Source organism: Aliikangiella maris (assembly GCF_040719265.1).
Lineage (GTDB): Bacteria > Pseudomonadota > Gammaproteobacteria > Enterobacterales > Kangiellaceae > Aliikangiella > Aliikangiella maris.
Genome location: NZ_JBFDAH010000008.1, coordinates 1 through 22112, shown reverse-complemented (window position 1 = coordinate 22112; position 22112 = coordinate 1). Strand labels below are relative to the sequence as shown.

Genomic DNA, 22112 nt, shown 5'->3' with positions numbered 1-22112 from the left:
TGTGTTTAACTTTAGCTTATCGCTCGCCGATTAACCGGAATTTGCATCACAACCCGATAATCATGTGCTGAAACTTCATGCTTTAATTGTGCCCGCTTTGCATAAATCACTTCCAGACGTTGTTGAATATTTTTTAGTGCTATTCCATGTCCTTGTTGATTCTGTTGCACAGCTTTCGGATTAATAATTTCAATATTCAAGAGAGCATTTGTCTGTCCCATATTTTGACAGGTTGCATTGATTGTGACTGTTCCACCTTCAGGCAACATTTGAATACCATGATAAACAGCATTTTCTAATAAGGGTTGAACAACCAGCGGAGGCAATAGAATATCGGCCGTATCAGTCTGGATATTTTTAACCACTTTTAATCGCTCACCCAAACGTAACTGCTCAATGGCCAAATAACGTTCAGCGTTTTTCATTTCTTCTGCAAAAGGTATCAACTCATCTCTGGTTTCTAGAGTAGCCCGAAATAAGTCGCTTAAATCTTCAATCGCAGCCTCCGCTTTAGCAGGATCAATTCGCGTTAAACTAGCAATAATATTCATACTGTTAAATAAAAAGTGTGGACGAATACGGGCTTGCAGGGCTGCCAGCTTTGCCGAAGACTCAATCACCAAATGTTGTCGATAGCGCTGCAACAAGTAAAAGTATCGGAGCGCAACAGCACCAATTAAACCCGCAATAAACAGATTGCGAATAATAAAATGAGCCTGATAGATTTGTGTCACTTCAATCGCTTCATTCCAATAGCCGCGAATGACGAGCAGGCTAAAAACAAAAGTTGTCACTAAAATTATCAATAAACTGATGCCGCCTGAAATCCAGTCTGAAAAGCGCGCCAGAACTGCACGCAATAAACACAAAAACCCCACAGAAATTAAACTAATAATTTGAATTGAGAGAGAATACAACCCCAACAACCGCCATAAGGACATCTTCGGTTCAAAGTTTAATAAAGTAAAAATAACGGCTAGCAATTCACCTATGAGTAATACCAGAAACAACGATTGTATCTGACAAAAATCGGGTAAAAAGAATTCATTTTCCGGCAGTGCTTTACTTTGTTTTTCTCGTGGAGACATTCAGATAATCGTTCGGCGTAAAATAATTGGGCACAAATAACAAGCCCAGGGTAACGCTAACCATAGCATAATCATCATTAAGGTGACATTTTAAACCTGTTAAACCAGACCTGTTGCACATTTCCATGACTCAACGGGAGTCAGCCGTAAACTTTACATACAATTTGATAGGCCAATTGATTAGATATCTCCACTAAAATGAATTAAAGTCATAACAATTTTCTAATAAAACCAAAGGGGCCATCAATGAAAAAGCTAATGCTTTTGACTTGTGCACTGCTCAGCAGTCAACTGAGCATCGCGCAAGAATCTCAGGATAAGAAACCACAATGGGATGTCAATAATCCTCCTGGCGTAGCTTATGAAGCAACCATCGATGTGACAGAAGGTACTTGGATGAATGTTACCATTAGTCCAGACGGCAAAACGCTGGTTTTCGACTTATTGGGTGATTTATATCGACTCCCTATTAAAGGGGGGCAGGCAGTCGCGTTAACGCATTCAATCGCTTGGGAAATGCAACCACAATTTAGCCCCGATGGTAAACACATCGCCTTTACTTCCGATGCGGGTGGTGGCGACAATATTTGGGTTATGGATAGTGATGGCACCAACTTAAAACAAATTACCAAAGAATCATTTCGACTGCTCAATAGCCCAACCTGGAGTCCAGATGGTCAATATATTGCAGCACGCAAACACTTTACTTCAAGACGCTCACTCGGTGCTGGCGAAATCTGGTTATATCACTTGTCTGGCGGTAAAGGTTTACAGTTAAACAGTCGTCCGAATGATCAAAAAGATTTGGGTGAACCGGTTTTTTCGCCAAAGGGCGACAAAGTTTATTTTTCACGCGACTCAACCCCTGGCAAAGTATTTGAGTACAGCAAAGATTCCAACGATATTATTTATGAGATATTTTCGGTAGATCGCCAATCAGGCAAAATTGCTAAAGAAGTTTCGGGATTTGGTGGTAGTGTTCGTCCAACGCCCTCACCCAATGGTAAATACCTGGCCTTTGTTCGCCGCATTCGCAATCAGTCTAGTATATTTTTAAAAGATTTATCAACTGGTCAAGAGTTTCCAATTTATCAAAAACTAGACCGCGATATGCAAGAAACCTGGGCAATTCACGGCGTTTACCCTACATTAGCCTGGACACCAGACAGTCAAAACTTGATTTTTTGGGCGGGAGGCAAAATTCAGCAGTTAAATACCACCACTCAAGTTGCCAAAGAAATCCCGTTTTCGGTTAAAACCACCAAATCAATGCGCAAAGCAGTCACCCGCAAAGTCGATCCCGCCCCCGAAAAATTCGACACCCAAATGCTACGCTGGGTTCAGGTTAGTCCCGATGGCGATCAGGTTATTTTTCAGGCTCTCGGTCAGCTATATAGCAAAAGCCTCCCCAATGGCAAACCCAAACGCTTAACCAAAGCCAAAGATGAGTTTGAGTTCTATCCTGCATTTTCTGCTGACGGTAAATGGATTGTATATAGCACCTGGAACGACCAAAATCAGGGGCACATTAAAAAAGTCAGAGCTCGCGGCGGCAGCGGTGACAAACTAACTCAGCAGCCTGGCAAATATATTTCACCACAGTTCTCATCAGATGGTAAAAGTATCGTCTATGAAAAAATCAACGGGGGCAGTCTTTTAAAACCCGAATACAATCAAGATCCTGGCATATACCTGCTTGATATGAAGCGTGAAAAAACCTATCGCGTGACAGATTATGGCTCTTCACCATTTTTTGCAAAAGATGGCCAGCGAATTTATGTGTCGCGAACAGTCAATGACAAATCTGAACTGGTCAGTATTGATCTCAATGGCCAAGACCCAATCAGCCATGTCAGTACGCAATTTGCCACTGAATTCAGCCTGTCTCCCAAGCAAGACTATCTGGCTTTTCGTGAAAGATACCAGCTTTATATTGCTCCTTTTACCTTTGCAGCAAAAGCGATTGATCTTTCACCCAAAGCAACCAACTTACCAGTCCTCCCAATCAGCGGTGATGGCGGCCAATATATTTCCTGGAGCAACGAGGGTAGCCAGGTTCACTGGTCACTTGGCGCATCATTGCATAGTCTGCAATTACCATCACCACTAAAATGGCAGTCATTAAAAGATGAAATCTCACCCAAAGTGACTCAACTTGGCTTTAATGTCAGTAGTGATATACCTCGCGGTAATACCCTGCTAACAGGCGCACAAATTATTACCATGCATGGCGATGAAGTCATTTCACAAGGCGATATACTGATCAGTGGTAATCGTATTAAAGCGGTAGGCAAAACCGGCACATTATCAGTTCCTGACAATACCAAGCGAATTGATGTGCGTGGCAAAACCATTATGCCGGGCATTGTCGATGCACATTGGCATGGGCGCCAGGGACGCAGTCAATTAACGCCGCAGCAAAACTGGTATAATCTGGCAACACTTGCGTTTGGTGTAACCACCATTCACGACCCATCCAATAATACAGCAGAAATTTTTTCTGCCGCAGAAATGGCCAGAGCAGGAAAGCTGGTTGCCCCAAGAATATTTTCAACCGGTACGATTCTTTATGGTGCCAAACACTATATTACTGCTGAAGTCGACAATTTGAATGATGCGACCAAACACCTGAAACGACTGAAATCACAAGGTGCATTTTCGGTGAAAAGCTATAATCAACCACGCCGTGATCAGCGTCAGCAAATTCTCGAAGCCGCCAGACAAAATGAAATGTTGGTTATGCCAGAAGGAGGCTCTACACTACAACATAATTTAACCATGATAGTTGATGGACATACCGGCATAGAACATGCCATCCCGCCGGCCAATGTATATGCAGATATCAAACAACTCTGGTCACAGAGTCAAACCGCCTATACTCCAACACTTGTGGTCGCTTACGGCGGAATTTGGGGTGAACATTACTGGTATCAACATCAAGAAGTCTGGAAACACCCTATTTTGTCAAAGTATGTGCCTAAGTCTGTGCTTTATCCGCGCTCGATTCGCCGTCGTTTGGCACCCGAAGCAGACTACAACCACTTTAATACAGCGCGAGTTGCTGCTGAACTACAAGATTTAGGTGTGAATGTTCAACTGGGCGCACATGGACAACGAGAAGGCTTGGGCGCTCATTGGGAAATGTGGATGTTCGCTCAAGGTGGAATGACACCACTGGAAGTTATTAGAGCCGCGACGTTAGACAGCGCGCGCTATCTGGGCATGGAGCAACAAATTGGTTCTCTCGAAGTAGATAAACTAGCCGATTTAGTCATTCTCGATAGTGACCCGCTAACCGATATTTATCAAACCGACAAGGTCAATATGGTTATGCTTAATGGACGCTTATATGATAGTCAAACAATGAATGAAATTGGCAATCATCCTAAATCACGCAAAAAATTATATTTCGAAGAATAAGCTAATTACCTAGTTTACTCTTGCAGACAATCAGCTAAATATTCGGCGGTAATCTAATAAAAGTTTACCGCCACTTATGCAATGACTAGTAGAGGATTCACTTGGTCATTGCTTTTTTAACCGGTGCAAACCCAAATTTAAAAGCACAGCATACTTTTAAAAAATTCAAGATTTCCTAGTTTGCTTAAGTCTGGTTTCATCCATTAATTCAATGTATTCTACAGATTAATTCAATATTCTAATCTGTCAGGATTAATTGGTTTGTATCGTAATTGCTCACATTTAGACCACCCATTTTTAACTCGCCTGATTTTGGTTTGCAGCGCTTGTCTGCTGCTCTCTAACTGTCAATTAAAACACACTCAACCTGCCCCCTACACCAGTGCTAACTGCCCTGCTTTTGTTAATAATCAATGGCAAGTAACGCAATCCCCAGCAGTCAATACGCAAGAATTAATTGATAAACAAAAATTTGCCGTACAAGATTCACAGCAAACTTTTTGGTTTCATAACGATGATAAACAATTAGGGTTATGTATTCCTCCCCCACGAACCAGTAAACAGTTTGTTTATGATTGCGGTACAATTTATGTTATTTACGAACAGATAGCGCACAATTGGCAAATACTGGAACAGAAAGTGACAATTTGCCCAGGGTAGTGATTACCTGGTAATAGCGCTAATTTGAAATATTTCATAATTTCACATTGCTGCCATTTTAAACAAATTTATTTTCAATTAAATTATTTTGAATTATAGTCATTTCTTTGAATTATAGTCATTTCGTTCATTAAATTGAGTACTTTACTATGATTATTCGATCTGCCACTTTGGATGATACCGCTCCAATCACTTTATTAATTGAGAAGTCAGCTCGAGGTCTTGCAACACAAGACTATTCGCTTCAACAAGTTGAAAGCGCATTGAAATCTGCCTGGGGACTAGACACACAATTGATTAAAGATAAGAGCTATTTTGTTATCGAAAATCAACAGCAAATTGTTGCCTGTGGTGGCTGGAGTTATCGACAAACATTATTTGGTAATGACAGTGAGCAAAGTCGAGATAGTGGCATTCTTGACCCCAAAAAATCAGCCGCCAAAATCAGAGCATTTTTTGTCAGCCCGCAATTTTCGCGACAAGGGCTGGGGTCACAACTTATGTCGCATTGCGAAAACGCTGCACGCCAAATGGGTTTTACAAAACTTGAACTCATGGCAACGTTACCTGGAAAAAAACTGTATGAAAAGCATGGATTTATTGCAGGAGAATCGAATGAATACGCTCTTAACACACACTTAACAATACAGTTTGTTCCAATGTATAAAACGCTTTAATTTTTATTAAGGCAGTCCAAGAAGAAAACCTAAAGAACGTCGCTCAATAATAAATAGCGATTGATTTAAAAATCGTTACTTATATTACTAGGTAATACACTGTTACAGCTGAAAATTTTATTTAACCCAATATTTCATACCACAGTTCATGAAGCAAAAAACTCACGAATCTGTATATGATTACCATCACAATCAGCAATATTAGAAACTTTAAAAATAGGATTGCTCCATTCACCTTCAAATATTTTACCGCCAAGCTCTACGGCTTTTTCTCTTGTAACTTTCATATCAGCAACCGTTAAGAATAATTTGATCGGACTAAAACTGATTTCGAGCATTTCAAATGGGGGCGTATGTATAATAAGATTAAAACCGTCTTTATTTAAACTAATCATTTCACTGGTTTTTCTAATAACCTTCATATCGAAGAGTTGCTCATAGAATTTAGACAATTCATCTATATGGGTTGAATAAATCAGTACTCCATTTTTAGCTGGGCCAGACATTTTATATTTAACCTTATTATTAATGATAAACTATTCAGTAAAAGCGACTATAACATATCAATGATATTTTTCTATTAGTACTAACAGTTTTCACGACGCCAAATTAACTGTAAGAATGACAAAAGCAACGCTAAACGCAAGCTAATAAATAGAGGTCACTTAATACCAAACAAGCTATCAAATAAATAATTATGACACAAAATTATCATTTTTTTTGTTCAGTTTAAAATGTATGACTATAGTCTCTTATACCAAATAAACATTATTTTTAACTCAATAGCCTAATATTTATATTCCAAAGTAATAATCGTCAAAAATAATGAGAGAGACTTTTTATAATTAACCTGCTTCGTTAAATATCAACTAACACGCTCTAGTTGATTTTGATTGAATTTTCATTCAACATCCGTATTAGAATATCGCTTACAAAAACAGATAAATGCACACATTTTATTGGTTTGACTTTGAAACATTTGGTGCTAACCCAGCCAAAGATCGACCTGCCCAATTTGCAGGAATCAGAACAAATCTCGATTTTGAAATTATCGAGGAACCATTAAATATTTATTGCAAACCAGCCAATGACTTTATTCCTCACCCCCAAGCCTGCCTGATTACTAAAATCACACCACAACAAGCGAAGGAAAAAGGTATTTGTGAACGAGATTTTTTTCGGCTCATTCACCTAGAACTATCCACCGCCAATACCTGTGCTGTGGGTTACAACAGTATTCGATTCGACGATGAAGTAGTCAGGTTTGGGCTTTATCGAAATTTTTATGATGCCTACGCGCGTGAATGGCAAGATGGAAACTCTCGCTGGGACATTATTGATTTATTGAGAATGACTCAAGCGCTACGTCCCGAGGGAATTGAGTGGCCAATAAACGAAATGGGAGCGCCCAGTTTCAAATTAGAAATACTCAGTGAGGCCAATCATATTCAACACCACAATGCTCACGATGCATTAGCAGACGTTTATGCCACCATAGCAATGGCAAAGTTGGTTAAACAAAAACAACCGCGATTATTTGACTACCTCTTTGAATTACGAGACAAAAGAAAAGTTATGAGTGAAATTGATCTCATTAAATTAACACCTTTTGTTCACTGTTCTGGGATGCTCGGTCCAACTCACCAATATTGTGCCGTTATGCTCCCATTGGTTGCCCACCCAATCAATAAAAACAGCGTTATTTGTCTGGACCTTACCAAACCTTTTGAAGATTTTAGCCAATTAGATGTTGAGCAACTGGAATATTTAATTTTTACTCGCGAAGCCAATCTGCCTGAGTCAACCTCGCGTATCCCCATTAAAGAGATTCACTACAACAAATGTCCAGCTGTTGCACCGCTTAGTGTATTAAACATAAAAACTCAAAAACGCTTAGGCATTAATCTCGATGAATGTCTGGCTAAAGCAGAGAAGATTAAACGACAAATTGCCTTAATTCAGGGAAAACTTATCACGTTGTATCAAAAGAACAGCTTTGAAGACATTACCAATCCTGACTTTGCTCTGTATTCTGGCGGCTTTTTCAAACCAATGGATAAAAGTAAAATGCAGCAAATCAGGCAAATGGACTGGCCTGCTCTGGTAGAGCAGCCTTTTCAGTTCGAAGATAACCGCCTGCCCGAAATGCTGTTTCGCTACCGCGCCCGTAATGCTATTGATACTTTATCAGCAGAAGAAAGACAAAGATGGGATAGTTTTAGGCGAGCAAACTTTTTTGATGCCAATTCGGGCTCGACACTGTTATATGCAGAATATTGTCAGCAATTTGAAGCCCTAATGCAAACTCCACAAACTGATCAGACAATTCTGACTGCCGTGAATGACTATGTAAATCAACTGGTTACTGAAGTTCAATCAAAGAACAATAAATAATGGATAGATAGCCATGACAACCACTAAAAACCTTAATAATTCATCCTCAAGTTTAACCAGCCAAGCCACCCGTCTAAAGATTAAAATAGGTGTCAGTAGTTGTCTACTGGGATATAAAGTCCGGTATGATGGCGAACATCAATTTAACCCATCAGTTAAACAACTCAGTGACCTGGATTTTAAATTAATTCCTTTTTGTCCCGAAGTTGATATTGGTTTAGGCGTGCCGCGCCCAAAGATTCAATTAGTTAAGCGAGGTACACAAATTATCTGTCTCGATAAAGCAACTTACCAGATCGATTATACTCAACAATTGATCGATGCCTGCAATCAGCAGAAAAAATGGCTATCTCAAGTCAGCGGATATATTTTTAAGAGCAAATCACCTAGTTGCGGGCTATCCCGAGTAAAAACGGATGATAATGGATCACTGATACCCTCTGGCGAAGGCATATTTGCCAATCAAGTTAAATACTTGTTCCCAGATTTACCGATAATTGAAGAAGACTCACTCGCACATGAGGACTTAGCAAGGCAATTTATAGATTCTGTAATTAAATATCATCAAATAACGCATTAATTAATAATTTTAATGATTACAAACAACAAAATGGTTTATTTTTGAAAAGTGCTTGCCAGCAGCGAAAATTCTGTAATACTTAAAGCTTGGACAATAACAATTTACATTATGCGTGAAGAGCAACTACCTGTTTAATATTCCTCAATTATTATCGCTTTTTGTCGCGCAAAGTAATGATGGATATGCAATATATGATGAAAACGATATGATGATATATTGCAATCATAACTACGCTCAATTGCTGTTTGATTGCTCTCCAATAGATGTTCAAACCAAAACTTTCGCTCAATCAATTCGCCTCGCCCATACCCAAAATCAGGGAATCAAGATAAATTGCAAAAATGTAGAGCAATGGATTTTGATGGCACAAAATAAGCGCTGGCAAAAGCAATATCGATCATTTGAAATTGATTTACTCGATGGTCGCTGGTTGCGAATGAGTGAACAAGTCATTGGCGGCAAGTTTTTATATGCACATATTACAGAAATCACTCAAAATAAAGAACTTGAAAATGAATTGCGCAAAACTAAAGACAAGCTTTTTGAAAAAGCCTATCACGATGAATTAACCGGCATCCCTAATCGTCGTGCATTTATTGAGCGCATGAATAAAGAAATGAACAAGTCACTGCGTAATGACTCTCCCCTAATTTTCTTTTTATTTGATATTGATCATTTCAAAGTCATTAATGATAAATATGGACATTTAGCTGGCGACTCTGTTTTACAATCTATGTGCAGCCTAGTGCTATTACAACTTCGTGATTATGATTTTGTTGCTCGAATTGGGGGAGAAGAATTTGCAATTGTATTTACCGATGGTAGTCAACAAAATATTTTAGCAACCATTGAGCGAATTCGAATTTTAATTGAAGAAGCCTATTTTCAATATGAAGATGAGGTGATTCAGTGTACCGCCAGCTTTGGCGGTACAACGTTACATAAAGAAGATAAATTAGAAACATTAATGAGTCGTGCCGATATCAATCTGTATAGTGCGAAACAACAAGGCCGAAATCGGATAGAATTTTCAGAATAAAAAATATCTGAACATTTACTGAGTATTTCTTATTTTATTCTATTCATTTTAAATCTTAATTTTTCCTAATATATCTTTGAGTAATTCATCTTTATTATTAATTTCTGCTTGCCACTTTTCAAAGTTGCTATTGAAGTTTTCCAGCCCAGAAATATCGCCAACTTTTTCACTGATAATAGTTTTTGCTTTGTCCTTTAATTTTTCAGCTTTTTGTTTTAATTGAGCACCCATAACATTTTGAAAGAGTTTTTCCATATTAGACTTCAAACGAATTTTCGGGCTTTCCAGAGCGCCAGTTGCCGAAAGATTAAAATCCAGTTGAGATTGCCCGCTAATACTTTGTGCCAGTGCAAGTTGCCAATCTGGTAATGATTCTGGATGCTGTAACTTGGGAGAGGCAATGCTAAAGCTGGCATTCAGATCGATTGTTTGTAATGTCAATTCACCTTTCAATGACATTTTAAAATCTCCTGAAGTAAGCATCCACGGACCTTTTTCGGTTTGCATAATCGACATTGATTCAACCGGCCAACGATTAACACTGATATCTACCGTTGATTGCATTGTTTGAGGATTTTTCCAATCACTTTGCAAATCAATTTTGGCATCCTTTGCTCCGTTAAACTTTAGATTTAATTTGGCTGGGTTTCCGGTTAACCAAGGCAAATACCCGAGGTTCATACCATTTCCATTCAGCTGCCACTGTTGATCGCTCCCACTGATCAGCACTTTCTTAACCAAAATTTCCGGGAATATCTGCTCATCTTTAAAGTAAACCTTTTTACCAACCTGAACATAAGCTTCCTCTTCAGCTTGCGTTGTTTTATCTTCAACCGGCTTAACCTCTTTTACCATTTGAATTATACGCTTTACCCACGGGGTATATTGAGGACCTAAATATTTATCAACCAATCCATCTAATCCATTACCCAGGCCAAGCTTTTGCATAATGGCATCCAAATCATCGCCCGGACCATTTTTGACCAGCTTTAATTGTTCTGCTAATTGTTTTTTATCGGCTTTTAATTGATCGGACAAACTGGCAATTTGCTGTCGCTCTTCATCAATCTGTTTTTTCAGCTTTTTCCAGTCATCGCGATCTTTAAGCAGATTGAGCTTATTTTTCTTAGCCCGTTCAGCAAGCCTGTCATACTCAGCTTTAATATCATTTACCCGCTTTTCAAAAGCTTTTTTATCCAGTGCAGTTTGCCACTGTTGTTGCATTTGACCTTGAGAACTCTTCAATTGATTAATACGCTTTATAGTGATCAAATCGGCTTTTTCTACCATTGATTTAACATCAACTTGGCCAATATCTGGAATTGCCAGCTCTACCATTTGATTAACTGCTTGAGCCGATTTACGCCCCCCCGGCAACTCACCACTTGTTTGTCGCTGTGTGCCACTTTTAACACCATCAATAGTCAGCTCATCAATAATGACTTTCTTCCAAAGCAACATGGAGCTATCAACCGCAAAAGTAATTTTTTGAGCGTCAAAAAGGTTACTCATTGGTGCGTTCGGATCGGCCGCCACCAGATGATTTAAACTGACACCTAAAGGAAATAATGACAAGTCAACACTTTCCAGTTCAACTTTTGCCCCTAATGCTTCACTCCCCATCTCTTCGATTGAGCCCTTAATCAAAAATGGCGCCAATAAATACCATGCAGCAACAATCAGCAATATGAGTACGAAAAAAACAGCAATTCCCCACCAACGTATTAATTTCATTTTATTTTCCTATCTCAAACTTTTTGCATTGGTTTGACAATTCGATAAACCGATAAATTCAGGAAACAGCTAATTCGACAGACTTTGATAAACTTGCCAAAACTTAGATGCTTTTAATAACTTCACAATTCGATATTGCTCTACTTTTTCTAACCATTTATCCCGATACAGCGATACTGCCCGATTACTGATGGGGAAAAGAACAATTGCCAACCCCAGAGCAATAACCAATGAGCCAATTACGCCGGCGTGATAAAAATTACTCCAACGACCAACAACCGTATTATAAAAGCTTTCCCACATTGGCACTAAAGACTGGGCCTGTAATATCGTTAAACCTATCGATTCAGCAGGTTGGCTAAGTATTAATCCGAGAACAGTAAATAGAGGCCAGGCAACAATAAACATAGTGAGATTCACTCTAAACCACAATACCAAAAGAATCACCAGCACATTATGTAGTGAGAGTAAAGGCGTAACCCCGATTATGGCGGCTAATGAAACCGCGCCCGCTAATTGACCAGGGGACTGCTCAGAATTCAACGCTTTAAATAATTTAACGAGTATGGTTAGCATGACAAATGAATCCTTTAAAATTCAACCACTATTTTGATTTCGCTCACAAGCTCAGCTAGTTAGCCAAGTAGTTAATAGACCTAATATTATTGGTTTAATTCTTTTATACGAAAAATAAAAAATTGACCAGTGCCTTACATAGTAAAATTATTATCAACTTGGTACTAAATAGACAAACAGTGATATTTTAACGAATATAATTAATTTATAAACCGATTAATCAAATGTTACTGACACTTATTTATAACAAACAATTGCCATAAATAACAGCCATACCCATTTCATGGTATTTGCCTACCAACATTCAGCCAAGTTTATCTTGAGCCCGTTCAGGTAATATGACGGTTGGCATTTTAAGCCCTCTGGTATAATCTAATTGCCTGTCTAACTTATAAAAAACCAATCGATATGCACAGTTTTATTGTTGAATTTAAAAATGCTTTTTCAGCTGAGTATTGCCAAAAACTCATCAACAAATTTGAAAAGAGCCCACATAAAAGTGCAGGCACCACCGGCGGTGGTGTCGATAAAAGCAAAAAAGACAGTATCGATTTATTTATTTCCGAGCATCAAGATTGGCAAGAAGATTGTCGAATAATCAATCAAACCTTATTAAATGCCATTATTGAATATGCCAAACAATATCCTTTTATTTTAACCGGCTCGATATCACCCAGTATTCTTGATCCCAAGACTCAGCAATCACGTACAATTTTATATGATGATTTAGCAACCTTGCCAAATGAGCAAATTGCCAATTTGATTATGACGATTTATCAACTCGACAATATAAATTTGCAAAAATACATTAAAGGACAGGGCGGCTACCATCATTGGCACGCAGAACACTTTCCACACCCCAAAGATCCAGCGCAAAAAACGCTACATCGTGTTTTATTATGGCTGGTTTATTTGAATGATGTTGAAGAAGGTGGCGAAACTGAATTTTTTTACCAGCAGGCAAAAATAAAACCAACACAAGGTAGTCTGGTGTTAGCGCCGTGCACTTTTACCCACACACATCGCGGTTGTGTTCCAACATCTAATGATAAATATGTTCTGGCTTCGTGGATGATGTATAACTCTGCTCAGCAACTTTATGCATTACCCCCAAATAAATAATTATCGCAAAATAGTTCGAGGATGAATGTTATATTTTAATTTGAAAAATAAGCTTTAAATTAAAAAGTTATTTATAAAAATCTATTAATAACATTAACAAAATTTTACATTTAGCCGCATAATTTTTTGCAACTATTCTCAGGATATTTCGTCTTAGTATACAGATGCGACAGGCATCTCCCGCAACCCCTCCTAAAGATGCGGGACAGGATCTGGAATCCCCAAGCCAGCTCCTTATCCTCAGCCTCAAATTTTTTTGAGGCTGTTTTTTTTATCTGTCAGAAAACCAGTTTTACCTTGCTCCGGTAATGCCTTTAAATACTGCCTGCAGATGATTTTGGCCAACCGAATAACTCAGGTTAATCGCGCATAAGCCATCATCAACCACTTTGTACCAACAGTTTCAAAGTTAACCTGAACCCGTAGTTGATCACCTTCACCTTCAAAATTTAATAGCACGCCGCTGCCATATTTAGGATGTTCAACAATCTGGCCAAGTTTGAATCCGTTAATATCTGTGGTTGTGTCTTTATGTTCGAAGGCGTTAAACATAGGTTGCGAGATTTGTGAATTTAAGCGAACTTCCTCTTTCAGTTCAGCAGGAATCTCACGGATAAAACGTGATATCGCAGGATAGGTATCTTTGCCCCAAAGTCGGCGTTTTTCGGCATAGAGTAAAAACAGTTTTTTCATAGCGCGGGTAATACCAACGTAAGCCAATCGGCGCTCTTCTTCCAGCTTTTCTGGCTCGTCCATCGACATCATGTGTGGAAATAGCTTTTCCTCCATTCCCGCAATAAATACCATCGGAAATTCTAAACCTTTAGCCGAATGTAAGGTCATTAATTGCACACAATCCTCATATTGATCGGCCTGAGTCTCACCCGCCTCAAGGGATGCATGAGCAAGGAAAGCAGTCATCGGTGACAAGTCAGGATAGTCATCGCCATCAAATTCTCTGGCAGCACCAGCAAGCTCGGCGAGGTTTTCTTTTCTGGCCAATGCTTTTTCACCTTTCTCTTTAGCATACATTTCCATCAGATTACTCGATTCAATGGTCAGTTGAATTTGCTCTGAAAGCGGCAAATCATGAAAATCTTCATAACCGTTTTTAATGAGATCCAAAAAGCCTTGTAAGGACTTGCTGGCTTTTGGTGATAACGCTTTTATCTCAATTGCATGCCAGGCAGACTCCCACAGCGAAACACTTTTTTCACGCGCTAATTCGCGGATTTTTTCTATAGATTTTTGCCCCAATCCTCTAGGAGGGGTATTAACAGCTCTCTCAAACGCAGCATCATCTTGTGAGTTATACATCAAGCGTAAATACGCCATCGTATCTTTAACCTCAGCGCGCTCGAAGAATTTAAACCCCCCATAAATGCGATAAGGAATTTGCTTTTGCAGCAAAAATTCTTCGAGCACACGCGATTGCGCATTTGAACGATATAAAATGGCACAATCTCTATAACTATTACCTTGTTCGTACCAATCTTTAATTCTGGCGGCAATAAAGCGTGCCTCTTCTTGCTCATTAAATGCGGCATAAACAGAAATAGGTTCACCATCGCCACCTTCAGTCCACAAGTTTTTCCCCATGCGATCCTGGTTGTTAGCAATCACCGCATTAGCCGCTTTGAGTATGGCACCAGTGGACCGATAATTTTGCTCCAGACGAATCGTCTTTACATCGTCATATTCTTGGGCGAAACGGCGTATATTTTCAATTTGCGCACCACGCCAGCCATAAATTGACTGATCATCATCGCCAACAATACTGATTGCACAATCACTTGCAGAAATCAGCTTGAGCCAAGCGTACTGAATGCTGTTGGTATCTTGAAATTCATCCACCAGTAAATGCTGAAAACGTTGTTGATAATGCTCTCGTAAGTGTTGGTTATCTCTGAGCAGCTCATAGGCGCGCAGTAATAATTCGGCAAAATCAACCAACCCACCAATTTTGCATGCATCCTGATATTGCTGATAGACATTGCAATGTACACTGGTAAACAAATCGCCATAATGTTGAATATCGGCAGGTCTGCGACCATCATCCTTTTGTTTATTAATGAACCACTGTGCTTGTTTGGCAGGCCATTCGTTTTCATCAAGATTCATTTCTTTCATCACCCGCTTAATAACACGGAGCTGGTCATCAGAATCCAAAATTTGAAAAGTATCGGGCAATTCGGCATCCATCGCATGAGCACGTAACAAACGATGAGCCAAACCATGAAATGTGCCTATCCACATGCTAGAGGCCGAACGCCCTAGCAATGATTCCACCCGCGATTTCATTTCATGGGCTGCTTTGTTGGTAAAGGTCACTGCAATAATTGAATGTGGCGACAGGTTCTGCATTGCAATAATCCAGGCAATACGATGAACCAGTACCCGAGTCTTGCCAGAACCCGCGCCCGCAAGTACCAGCAGCGCGCGATTTTGTGCAGTAACTGCGTCACGTTGTGCTTTATTTAAACCGTCTAGAATTGATGTGACATCCATAATGCGTTTCGGTATATTGAGGAGCTTGTACTTTCAACCTGATTTAAAAACAAGTGTCCAGACAACTAGTGCTCAAACAAGTAATACTGCTATTCTACCTACTTTTTCTGGTTTCGCCAGTTACTGCAACAGAAAACTTCGCGCAACAACTACTAACAGCCAATTTAAATCGACAGCCGTTACCTCATTATTCGCAACATTTTCCTCAAATAACAGAACAGCAAGCCTATATGGTGCAGCGCGATTATGTCACTTTGCGCAAAACCAATGATCCAATTGCCGGTTATAAAGCAGGCTTGACTTCCACCGCAGGACAGAAAAAATTCAATGTGTCACAAGCACTCAGCGGCGTTCTGTTTTCGAGTGGATTTGTGAGCGATGCCCAGAAAATTCAATTGGATTCAGTTAAAAAGCTAATGATTGAAACTGAGATTGGTTTTATTTTGTCCAAAAATATTACGCAACCGATAACGGATGTCGAGACACTCAAGCAAATGATAGATTCAGTGGTTGCGGTGATTGAATTACCTAACTTGGGATATGCAAAACCAAGTCAACTAAATGGCGTTGATTTAATTGCTTCAAATTTAGCCTCACATCAGTTTTTGTTGGGCAACCCAATAAAATTAAGCAAGATTAACGCAATTGATGCCATTGAAACTCGGCTATTGCTAGCAGACAAAGTCATCAACAATGGAAAGGCAACCGATGCGTTAAGCAGCCAATGGCATGCATTAACCTGGTTAATCAATCATCTTTTAGCCAGTGGCTTTACTTTATCGGAGGGTAATTTATTAATTACCGGGGCTTTAGGTAAGATGATTCCTGCCCAAAAAGGCATTTATCAGGCCAATTTTGGCCAATTGGGTCAACTCAGTTTTTCGATTAATTAATCACTTATAACTTTTTAGGATAGATAATTGTCCAATGAAATTGCCGCCATTGAACGCTGTCAAATTTGACGCGCTGGATAACCATAGTAAACAACAAATTCATCTCGCCAGAGAAACCTTGGTTAATCAGCGAAAAGCGTTTAATGCCCAACCCTACCCATCTGAAAAACTGCGTAAGCAACAAATTAAGGCCCTCCATCGGGCTTTAATCAAACACAAGGATAAATTAGTCAAAGCGATAGAAGCAGATTTTGGTCATCGCTCGACCGACGAAACTTTGTTAACCGATATTCTGCTCAGTGTGCTGGATATTAAATACAATCTCAAACATTTGCGCCAATGGATGCGTCCCCAAAAATGTGGCGTCAACTGGCTGTTTCAACCGGCCTTGGCGCGTATTATGTACCAGCCTCTTGGCGTAGTTGGAATAATATCGCCTTGGAACTTTCCGGTATATTTGCTGATCTCTCCCCTGGTTGCAGCAATTGCTGCCGGTAATCGCGTTATCTTGAAACCATCTGAAAAATCCCCTTACTGTAATCGTGTACTCCAAGAAATAATCAGTGAAGCCTTTCTTAAAGATGAAGTCACCATGATTGAGGGTGGCCCAGAGGTTTCCCAGGCTTTCAGTGAATTACCTTTTGATCATCTAATGTTTACCGGTTCTCCTAAAGTCGGTAGAAAAATAATGCAAACAGCTGCCCGTAACCTGACGCCAGTTACCTTGGAGTTAGGCGGTAAATCACCGGTCATTATTGCCCCAGATATGCCTATTAATTCAGCGGTAGAGCGGATTATTTTTGGTAAATGTGTCAACAGCGGACAACATTGTGTAGCGCCCGATTATGTTTACTGCCCAGAAAATAAACTCGATGAACTGATTAGCGAGTTTAAGCGGCAGTTCACTCAGCTATATCCCGATATCTATAATGGAGACTACACAGGCATAGTCAGCGATGAACATTTTGGGCGATTAAAACACTTGCTAAAGGACGCAAAAGACAAAGGTGCCACAGCAATACCCTTGGCACCAACAGAGCCCAAGTCGACCACAGCTCGAAATCTCACCACAGTCGATACACCAAAGACCACAATTCAGCAACGAATTATGCCATTAACGCTGCTCACCCACATACAAACCAATATGTCGGTTATGAAAGAAGAGATTTTTGGCCCTATATTACCAATAATTATATACAAAAACTTGCACCAGATTATCGATTCTATTCAGGCCTCTCCTCGCCCTTTAGCTATGTATATTTTGAGTAAAAAGAATGCGTTTGCACAACAAATTATGTATGCCACACACTCAGGAGGAGTCTCAATAAATGATGCTGGCTGGCAAGTTGCGCAAAATGACTTGCCCTTTGGAGGCATTGGAAACTCTGGGATGGGGAGCTATCATGGACATCAAGGATTTTTAACTTTTTCACATGGCAAATCCATCTATCGGCGCGGATGGTTTAATACCGCCAAGCTAATGTTCCCACCTTATCGTAACTTTATTCACCGATTTCTCTATCGCTGGTATTTAAAATAACTGTTTAAAAAATTAGCAAAAGTGTCTGAAATCAATGATATAGGAAAATATATTAATTTTCTTTCTAACAATTACGCCTATACTTAGGAAACTCAAAAATATCCTCGCAATGTTTTGTAAAATCGAATTTTTATAAAATTTGGCAAAAATAGTAGAGGCTCAAATCGTAGTAGGAAACGGCTCTTGCAATGATAAGAGTGCTAATAATTGAAAACGATCAACCCGTGCAACAGGCAATTAAGCACACTTTTCAACAGATCGCTTCTGTCGATTATCAGATCGAGTGGCAAAATGCGCTTTTTCTTAAATCGCTCACCCGTACCGATTTCGATATCCTGATTTTAGCCACTCCCATCGACTGGCAAACGGCTCACCAGCAATTACATCAAGTGTTAAAGCTAGAACTGTCACAACCCGTTGTTCTGCTAACTACCAACTACGATGTTGAGTTTGAGCAGCAAGCCATTGCCCAAGGCGCAGATGATTGTATTTCAATTTCAGAAATCACCCCTGTTTTTTTAAATCATGCCATCAGACATGCGATTCAGCGCAAAGCCACCGAAGCCAAAATGGCTCACATAGCTACCCATGATCGCCTTACAGGTATGGCCAATCGTTATTTGTTGTATCAATATTTAGAACATGCCATCAACCTGGCAAAACGTTCAGCCAGCCAATTTGCGGTACTTTTTATTGATTTAGATAAATTCAAATTTATTAATGACTCACTAGGCCATGAAATTGGCGATATGCTACTGAAACTGGTGTCTCAAAAATTAAAAGCCTGTGTTCGTGAAACTGACATTGTCGCCCGGTTTGGTAACGATGAGTTTGCAATACTGCTGGAAAATGGGGGAACTTGTCGAAATGTAGCACTGGTTGCTGAGAAAATACAAGATGCCCTGCAACCGGCTATCAAAATTAGAGAACATGAGCTATTTATTACCACAAGCATAGGCATTGCAAGTTTTCCTGAGTGTGGCATTGAGCCCGAATCATTGATGAAAAGTGCTGAAATGGCGCTCCACAAAGCAAAAGAAACTGGGCGTAATCAATATCATTTTTTCACTCAGGAACTGAATAAACAGGCCCGACTAAAACTTGAACTCGAACGAAACTTACGCCGAGCGTTAATCAATCGCGAATTTGAAATCCACCTTCAACCACAAATTTTTTCTAAAACCAATAGCATTGCTGGCGCAGAGGCGCTCCTGCGTTGGAATCATCCGAAATATGGTTTTATTTCACCAGAAATATTTATTCCGCTCCTCGATGAGCTTGGATTATTAGTTGGCGTTGAAGCCTGGGTATTAAATAGCGTTTGTTCATTAGCCAAAAAATTAACCGATCAATATGGTAGGCTGCGCTTTTCGGTTAATATTTCGGGCTCTCATTTTAAAACCGGTAATCTCAAAGAAAATATTTATCTGGCATTACAGGCAAGCTCACTTGAAGCGAATTTTTTAGAAGTTGAGTTAACCGAAGATATTATGATTGAGCATGTTGAACACAATAGTGAAATGCTAAAAGAATTAAAAGATATAGGTGTTTCCATTGCCCTGGATGACTTTGGGAAGGGTTATTCATCTTTAAGTTATTTAAAAAACTTTCCTGCCGATATTTTAAAAATTGATAAAGCCTTTATTGATCAACTGGTCAACGATCAGCGTAACTCAGCAATTGTTGAAGCCATGATCGATCTGTCTCATAAACTGGGCATTAAAGTGGTAGCAGAAGGGGTTGAAGTAGCAAGCCAGTTAAAGCATCTTAAAACCATTGGCTGTGATTACATTCAAGGCTATTATTTTGCGAAACCCATGCCTATTGGTGATTTTGAAAATTTTTTATCACATTCCGATAAATTATTACGTGTTATAAACAATGAGTTAAATTAGACATTTTTATATCGGATTTTATAAATCACTTGAGTAACACCTTTATTTCCAATAATTAGCAAAACGCCAATCACAACTTCAGCCAAAGTTGCTACAAAAGCTGCATGATCGGTTGGTTGCAATACGATCCCTTCACCAAATTGACTAATCATTTCTTTCTTTAACGCAAAGAAATAAATTAAATCGGCTAGACCAAAAGCAATAATATACACGCCCACGGCAGAGATTAGTGCCGAATTTAAATTCTCAAAATATTCTGGATCACTTTTATTCTTTGTCGCATCAGGAATAATTGTAGCTATCAGTTTATCTGGGAATAACCAAAGTAGAGCGGCAAGTAGCAACGAAATGGCATTAGGCATTATCACCGCCAATATCAAGTAAGATGGTGTTCTATATTCGTCTCCCAAATTAAGAAATCCAATAAATTGCTGTGGAAAATTCTCTAAAACACGAATCGCTAAAAAAACGGCTGCTAACCTTAAAACGATCACTAAAATATTTCTATGTGTCAAAATTGTTTCTTCCTTTTAATACAAATCTAACTTTTGTTTATTCTTTTTATACTAGGTTTCAGCATATTGTGATAATAGCAGTCAACAAGGACTATCCCTTGAGTGTAACTCGACACAGCTATATGTCAGATATTACACTCACCACACTACTTGCATGGGATATCAAAATCGACATGATAATGATCATCGTGACGAACCCATGAAGGCTTTTTAGAAAATTGTACATTGGCTTTTAAATAATCACCATATTTTGTTTTAAATAAGTTTAGTTGCAATTTAGGATCAAAAATAACACGCCATAAATCATGGCCGTGCTTTTTAGCTTGCTTATGTATGGCAACAATATGTGCCGCCATAGCCTCATAGTCAATAGACAGGCTATCGTATCGGCTGCTTGCATCAAACTCTATGTTATAACCGAACTTGTTTAACGGAGTAGTTGGCAAGTGGACAGACTTACCATTTTTGTCTACCACTGGTGTGGTAAAATCTACCGACAGACCATTTCGATGCGTTTTATGGGGTTTGAACTCACCGCCCTCTTCAAAACCCGTTTCAGCATATTTGTAAACTTTATCAGGCTGTTCCACCTCTAGGTCTTTATATGCAGCGACAATAATATTTTTTACTTCTGAGTGCACATAAGTTCGTCCAGAGAGCTGAGCCAGAGTACTGTAGGTAACAAAATTTTTTCCCTTTGAAGGTAACTCAACACCATGAGAAAGCCTGCCATTCGAAGTTGTTCCATAGCATATACTAACTTCAGAAATAGCCTTCAAAGGTATCATTAAGATGATAATAAACAGATATTTAATTTTCATATTGTATTAATATTTCGTTAAGTTTCTTCAAAAATTCATATCATCGATACCTGACGGCGAACACGCTTATCAACGGCCCAAAAAGTGACTGTAATATTCTAACTCACTATGCATCTTTAATCTTACATCCTCATTATAAAATCAATTAAAAACTAAGCTAGTCGCAAGGAAATAGTGGCATCCTTTTTTGATTCTTCAATGTACTGCTTGGCTAGCTTGTTAAGCGTTAGCTCATAGCGGTAATTAATTTCTTCGTAGTCATCCTTATCAACTGTTTCTGACTGCGAAAGAAATTCATTGTACTCAAGTGCCTGAAGACAAATTATAAGATTTCCATTATCGATTATTTGCATATTTTTTATCTTTGATTTTTATACCGGCGTTAAAAGCTAGCCTATCCAATGCCTTTAAATATTCTTTTTCGGGCATATCATAAAATGCTTGATGCCTTGGAATTTTCTACCGCACCAATAGTCAAGTGTGTCTATCTGCAGACGTTTACGACCCACGAGCATAGACTAAAGACAGGCACCACGACGAAATAAGTAGTCGTCCCTGAAAAAAGAAAAACTCATCAATTTTCTCTCAAGGAAATGCACGTTGAAGCGCTTTTATCATTGAGTTTAACGCAACAAATCTCGTCAGGCGAT

General features: G+C 39.1%; 18 protein-coding genes. 10 read left to right on the top strand and 8 right to left on the bottom strand.

Going from position 1 to position 22112, the window contains the following annotated elements:
• Window positions 1-11 precede the first annotated feature (11 nt).
• On the bottom strand, window positions 12-1088 hold the full coding sequence (locus ABVT42_RS09215; RefSeq protein WP_353895578.1) for a sensor histidine kinase: 1077 nt from the start codon (window positions 1086-1088) through the stop codon (window positions 12-14).
• A 246-nt stretch (window positions 1089-1334) separates the two neighbouring features.
• On the opposite strand from ABVT42_RS09215, the gene ABVT42_RS09210 reads away from it, so the two are divergent.
• From ABVT42_RS09210 to ABVT42_RS09200, 3 genes are all read left to right on the top strand, one after another.
• Entirely contained in the window at window positions 1335-4508 is a 3174-nt protein-coding gene (locus ABVT42_RS09210; RefSeq protein WP_353895579.1) for an amidohydrolase family protein, read from the top strand.
• A gap of 261 nt (window positions 4509-4769) precedes the next feature.
• Window positions 4770-5168 (top strand): hypothetical protein, encoded by a 399-nt coding sequence (locus ABVT42_RS09205; RefSeq protein WP_353895580.1) that lies wholly within the window; start codon window positions 4770-4772, stop codon window positions 5166-5168.
• Between the two features lie 149 nt (window positions 5169-5317).
• Window positions 5318-5845, top strand: a complete 528-nt coding sequence (locus ABVT42_RS09200) for a GNAT family N-acetyltransferase (RefSeq protein ID WP_353895581.1) — start codon at window positions 5318-5320, stop codon at window positions 5843-5845.
• Window positions 5846-5991: 146 nt separating this feature from the next.
• Here ABVT42_RS09200 and ABVT42_RS09195 read toward each other — a convergent pair whose 3' ends face one another.
• Window positions 5992-6351 carry a VOC family protein gene (locus ABVT42_RS09195; RefSeq protein ID WP_353895582.1) on the bottom strand — a complete coding sequence of 120 codons (360 nt, stop codon included), beginning with the start codon at window positions 6349-6351 and terminating at the stop codon, window positions 5992-5994.
• A gap of 439 nt (window positions 6352-6790) precedes the next feature.
• Here ABVT42_RS09195 and sbcB point away from each other — a divergent pair, with 439 nt between their 5' ends.
• From sbcB to ABVT42_RS09180, 3 genes are all read left to right on the top strand, one after another.
• Window positions 6791-8239, top strand: a complete 1449-nt coding sequence (gene sbcB, locus ABVT42_RS09190) for an exodeoxyribonuclease I (protein ID WP_353895583.1) — start codon at window positions 6791-6793, stop codon at window positions 8237-8239.
• A 13-nt stretch (window positions 8240-8252) separates the two neighbouring features.
• Window positions 8253-8819, top strand: a complete 567-nt coding sequence (locus tag ABVT42_RS09185; protein ID WP_353895584.1) for a 2-thiouracil desulfurase family protein — start codon at window positions 8253-8255, stop codon at window positions 8817-8819.
• A gap of 112 nt (window positions 8820-8931) precedes the next feature.
• On the top strand, window positions 8932-9858 hold the full coding sequence (locus ABVT42_RS09180; protein WP_353895585.1) for a GGDEF domain-containing protein: 927 nt from the start codon (window positions 8932-8934) through the stop codon (window positions 9856-9858).
• Window positions 9859-9906: 48 nt separating this feature from the next.
• On the opposite strand, the gene ABVT42_RS09175 is transcribed toward ABVT42_RS09180, so the two are convergent.
• On the bottom strand, window positions 9907-11592 hold the full coding sequence (locus tag ABVT42_RS09175; RefSeq protein ID WP_353895586.1) for a TIGR03545 family protein: 1686 nt from the start codon (window positions 11590-11592) through the stop codon (window positions 9907-9909).
• A gap of 69 nt (window positions 11593-11661) precedes the next feature.
• A complete protein-coding gene (locus tag ABVT42_RS09170; protein WP_353895587.1) occupies window positions 11662-12168 on the bottom strand; it encodes a TIGR03546 family protein in 507 nt (168 codons plus the stop codon).
• A 408-nt stretch (window positions 12169-12576) separates the two neighbouring features.
• On the opposite strand from ABVT42_RS09170, the gene ABVT42_RS09165 reads away from it, so the two are divergent.
• Window positions 12577-13290: a 2OG-Fe(II) oxygenase gene (locus ABVT42_RS09165; RefSeq protein WP_353895588.1), complete on the top strand. Its 714-nt coding sequence runs from the start codon at window positions 12577-12579 to the stop codon at window positions 13288-13290.
• 354 nt (window positions 13291-13644) lie between these two features.
• Here ABVT42_RS09165 and uvrD read toward each other — a convergent pair whose 3' ends face one another.
• Complete coding sequence (gene uvrD, locus ABVT42_RS09160; RefSeq protein ID WP_353895589.1) at window positions 13645-15798, bottom strand: DNA helicase II; 2154 nt, start codon at window positions 15796-15798, stop codon at window positions 13645-13647.
• A 68-nt stretch (window positions 15799-15866) separates the two neighbouring features.
• Between uvrD and ABVT42_RS09155 the strand changes: the two genes are divergently transcribed.
• From ABVT42_RS09155 to ABVT42_RS09145, 3 genes are all read left to right on the top strand, one after another.
• Window positions 15867-16691, top strand: a complete 825-nt coding sequence (locus tag ABVT42_RS09155; protein WP_353895590.1) for a 2-keto-4-pentenoate hydratase — start codon at window positions 15867-15869, stop codon at window positions 16689-16691.
• Window positions 16692-16725: 34 nt separating this feature from the next.
• The gene (locus tag ABVT42_RS09150) at window positions 16726-18231 is read left to right on the top strand and encodes a coniferyl aldehyde dehydrogenase (RefSeq protein WP_353895591.1); all 1506 of its coding nucleotides are present in this window, start codon (window positions 16726-16728) and stop codon (window positions 18229-18231) included.
• Window positions 18232-18419: 188 nt separating this feature from the next.
• Window positions 18420-20126: a putative bifunctional diguanylate cyclase/phosphodiesterase gene (locus tag ABVT42_RS09145; protein WP_353895592.1), complete on the top strand. Its 1707-nt coding sequence runs from the start codon at window positions 18420-18422 to the stop codon at window positions 20124-20126.
• Here the strand turns inward: ABVT42_RS09145 and ABVT42_RS09140 are convergent.
• From ABVT42_RS09140 to ABVT42_RS09130, 3 genes are all read right to left on the bottom strand, one after another.
• Window positions 20123-20641 carry a hypothetical protein gene (locus ABVT42_RS09140; RefSeq protein WP_353895593.1) on the bottom strand — a complete coding sequence of 173 codons (519 nt, stop codon included), beginning with the start codon at window positions 20639-20641 and terminating at the stop codon, window positions 20123-20125. The genes ABVT42_RS09145 and ABVT42_RS09140 overlap by 4 nt on opposite strands.
• 146 nt (window positions 20642-20787) lie before the next feature.
• On the bottom strand, window positions 20788-21429 hold the full coding sequence (locus ABVT42_RS09135; protein WP_353895594.1) for a penicillin-insensitive murein endopeptidase: 642 nt from the start codon (window positions 21427-21429) through the stop codon (window positions 20788-20790).
• A gap of 185 nt (window positions 21430-21614) precedes the next feature.
• Window positions 21615-21815, bottom strand: coding sequence for a hypothetical protein (locus tag ABVT42_RS09130; RefSeq protein WP_353895595.1), 201 nt, complete (start codon window positions 21813-21815; stop codon window positions 21615-21617).
• Window positions 21816-22112: the final 297 nt, after the last annotated feature.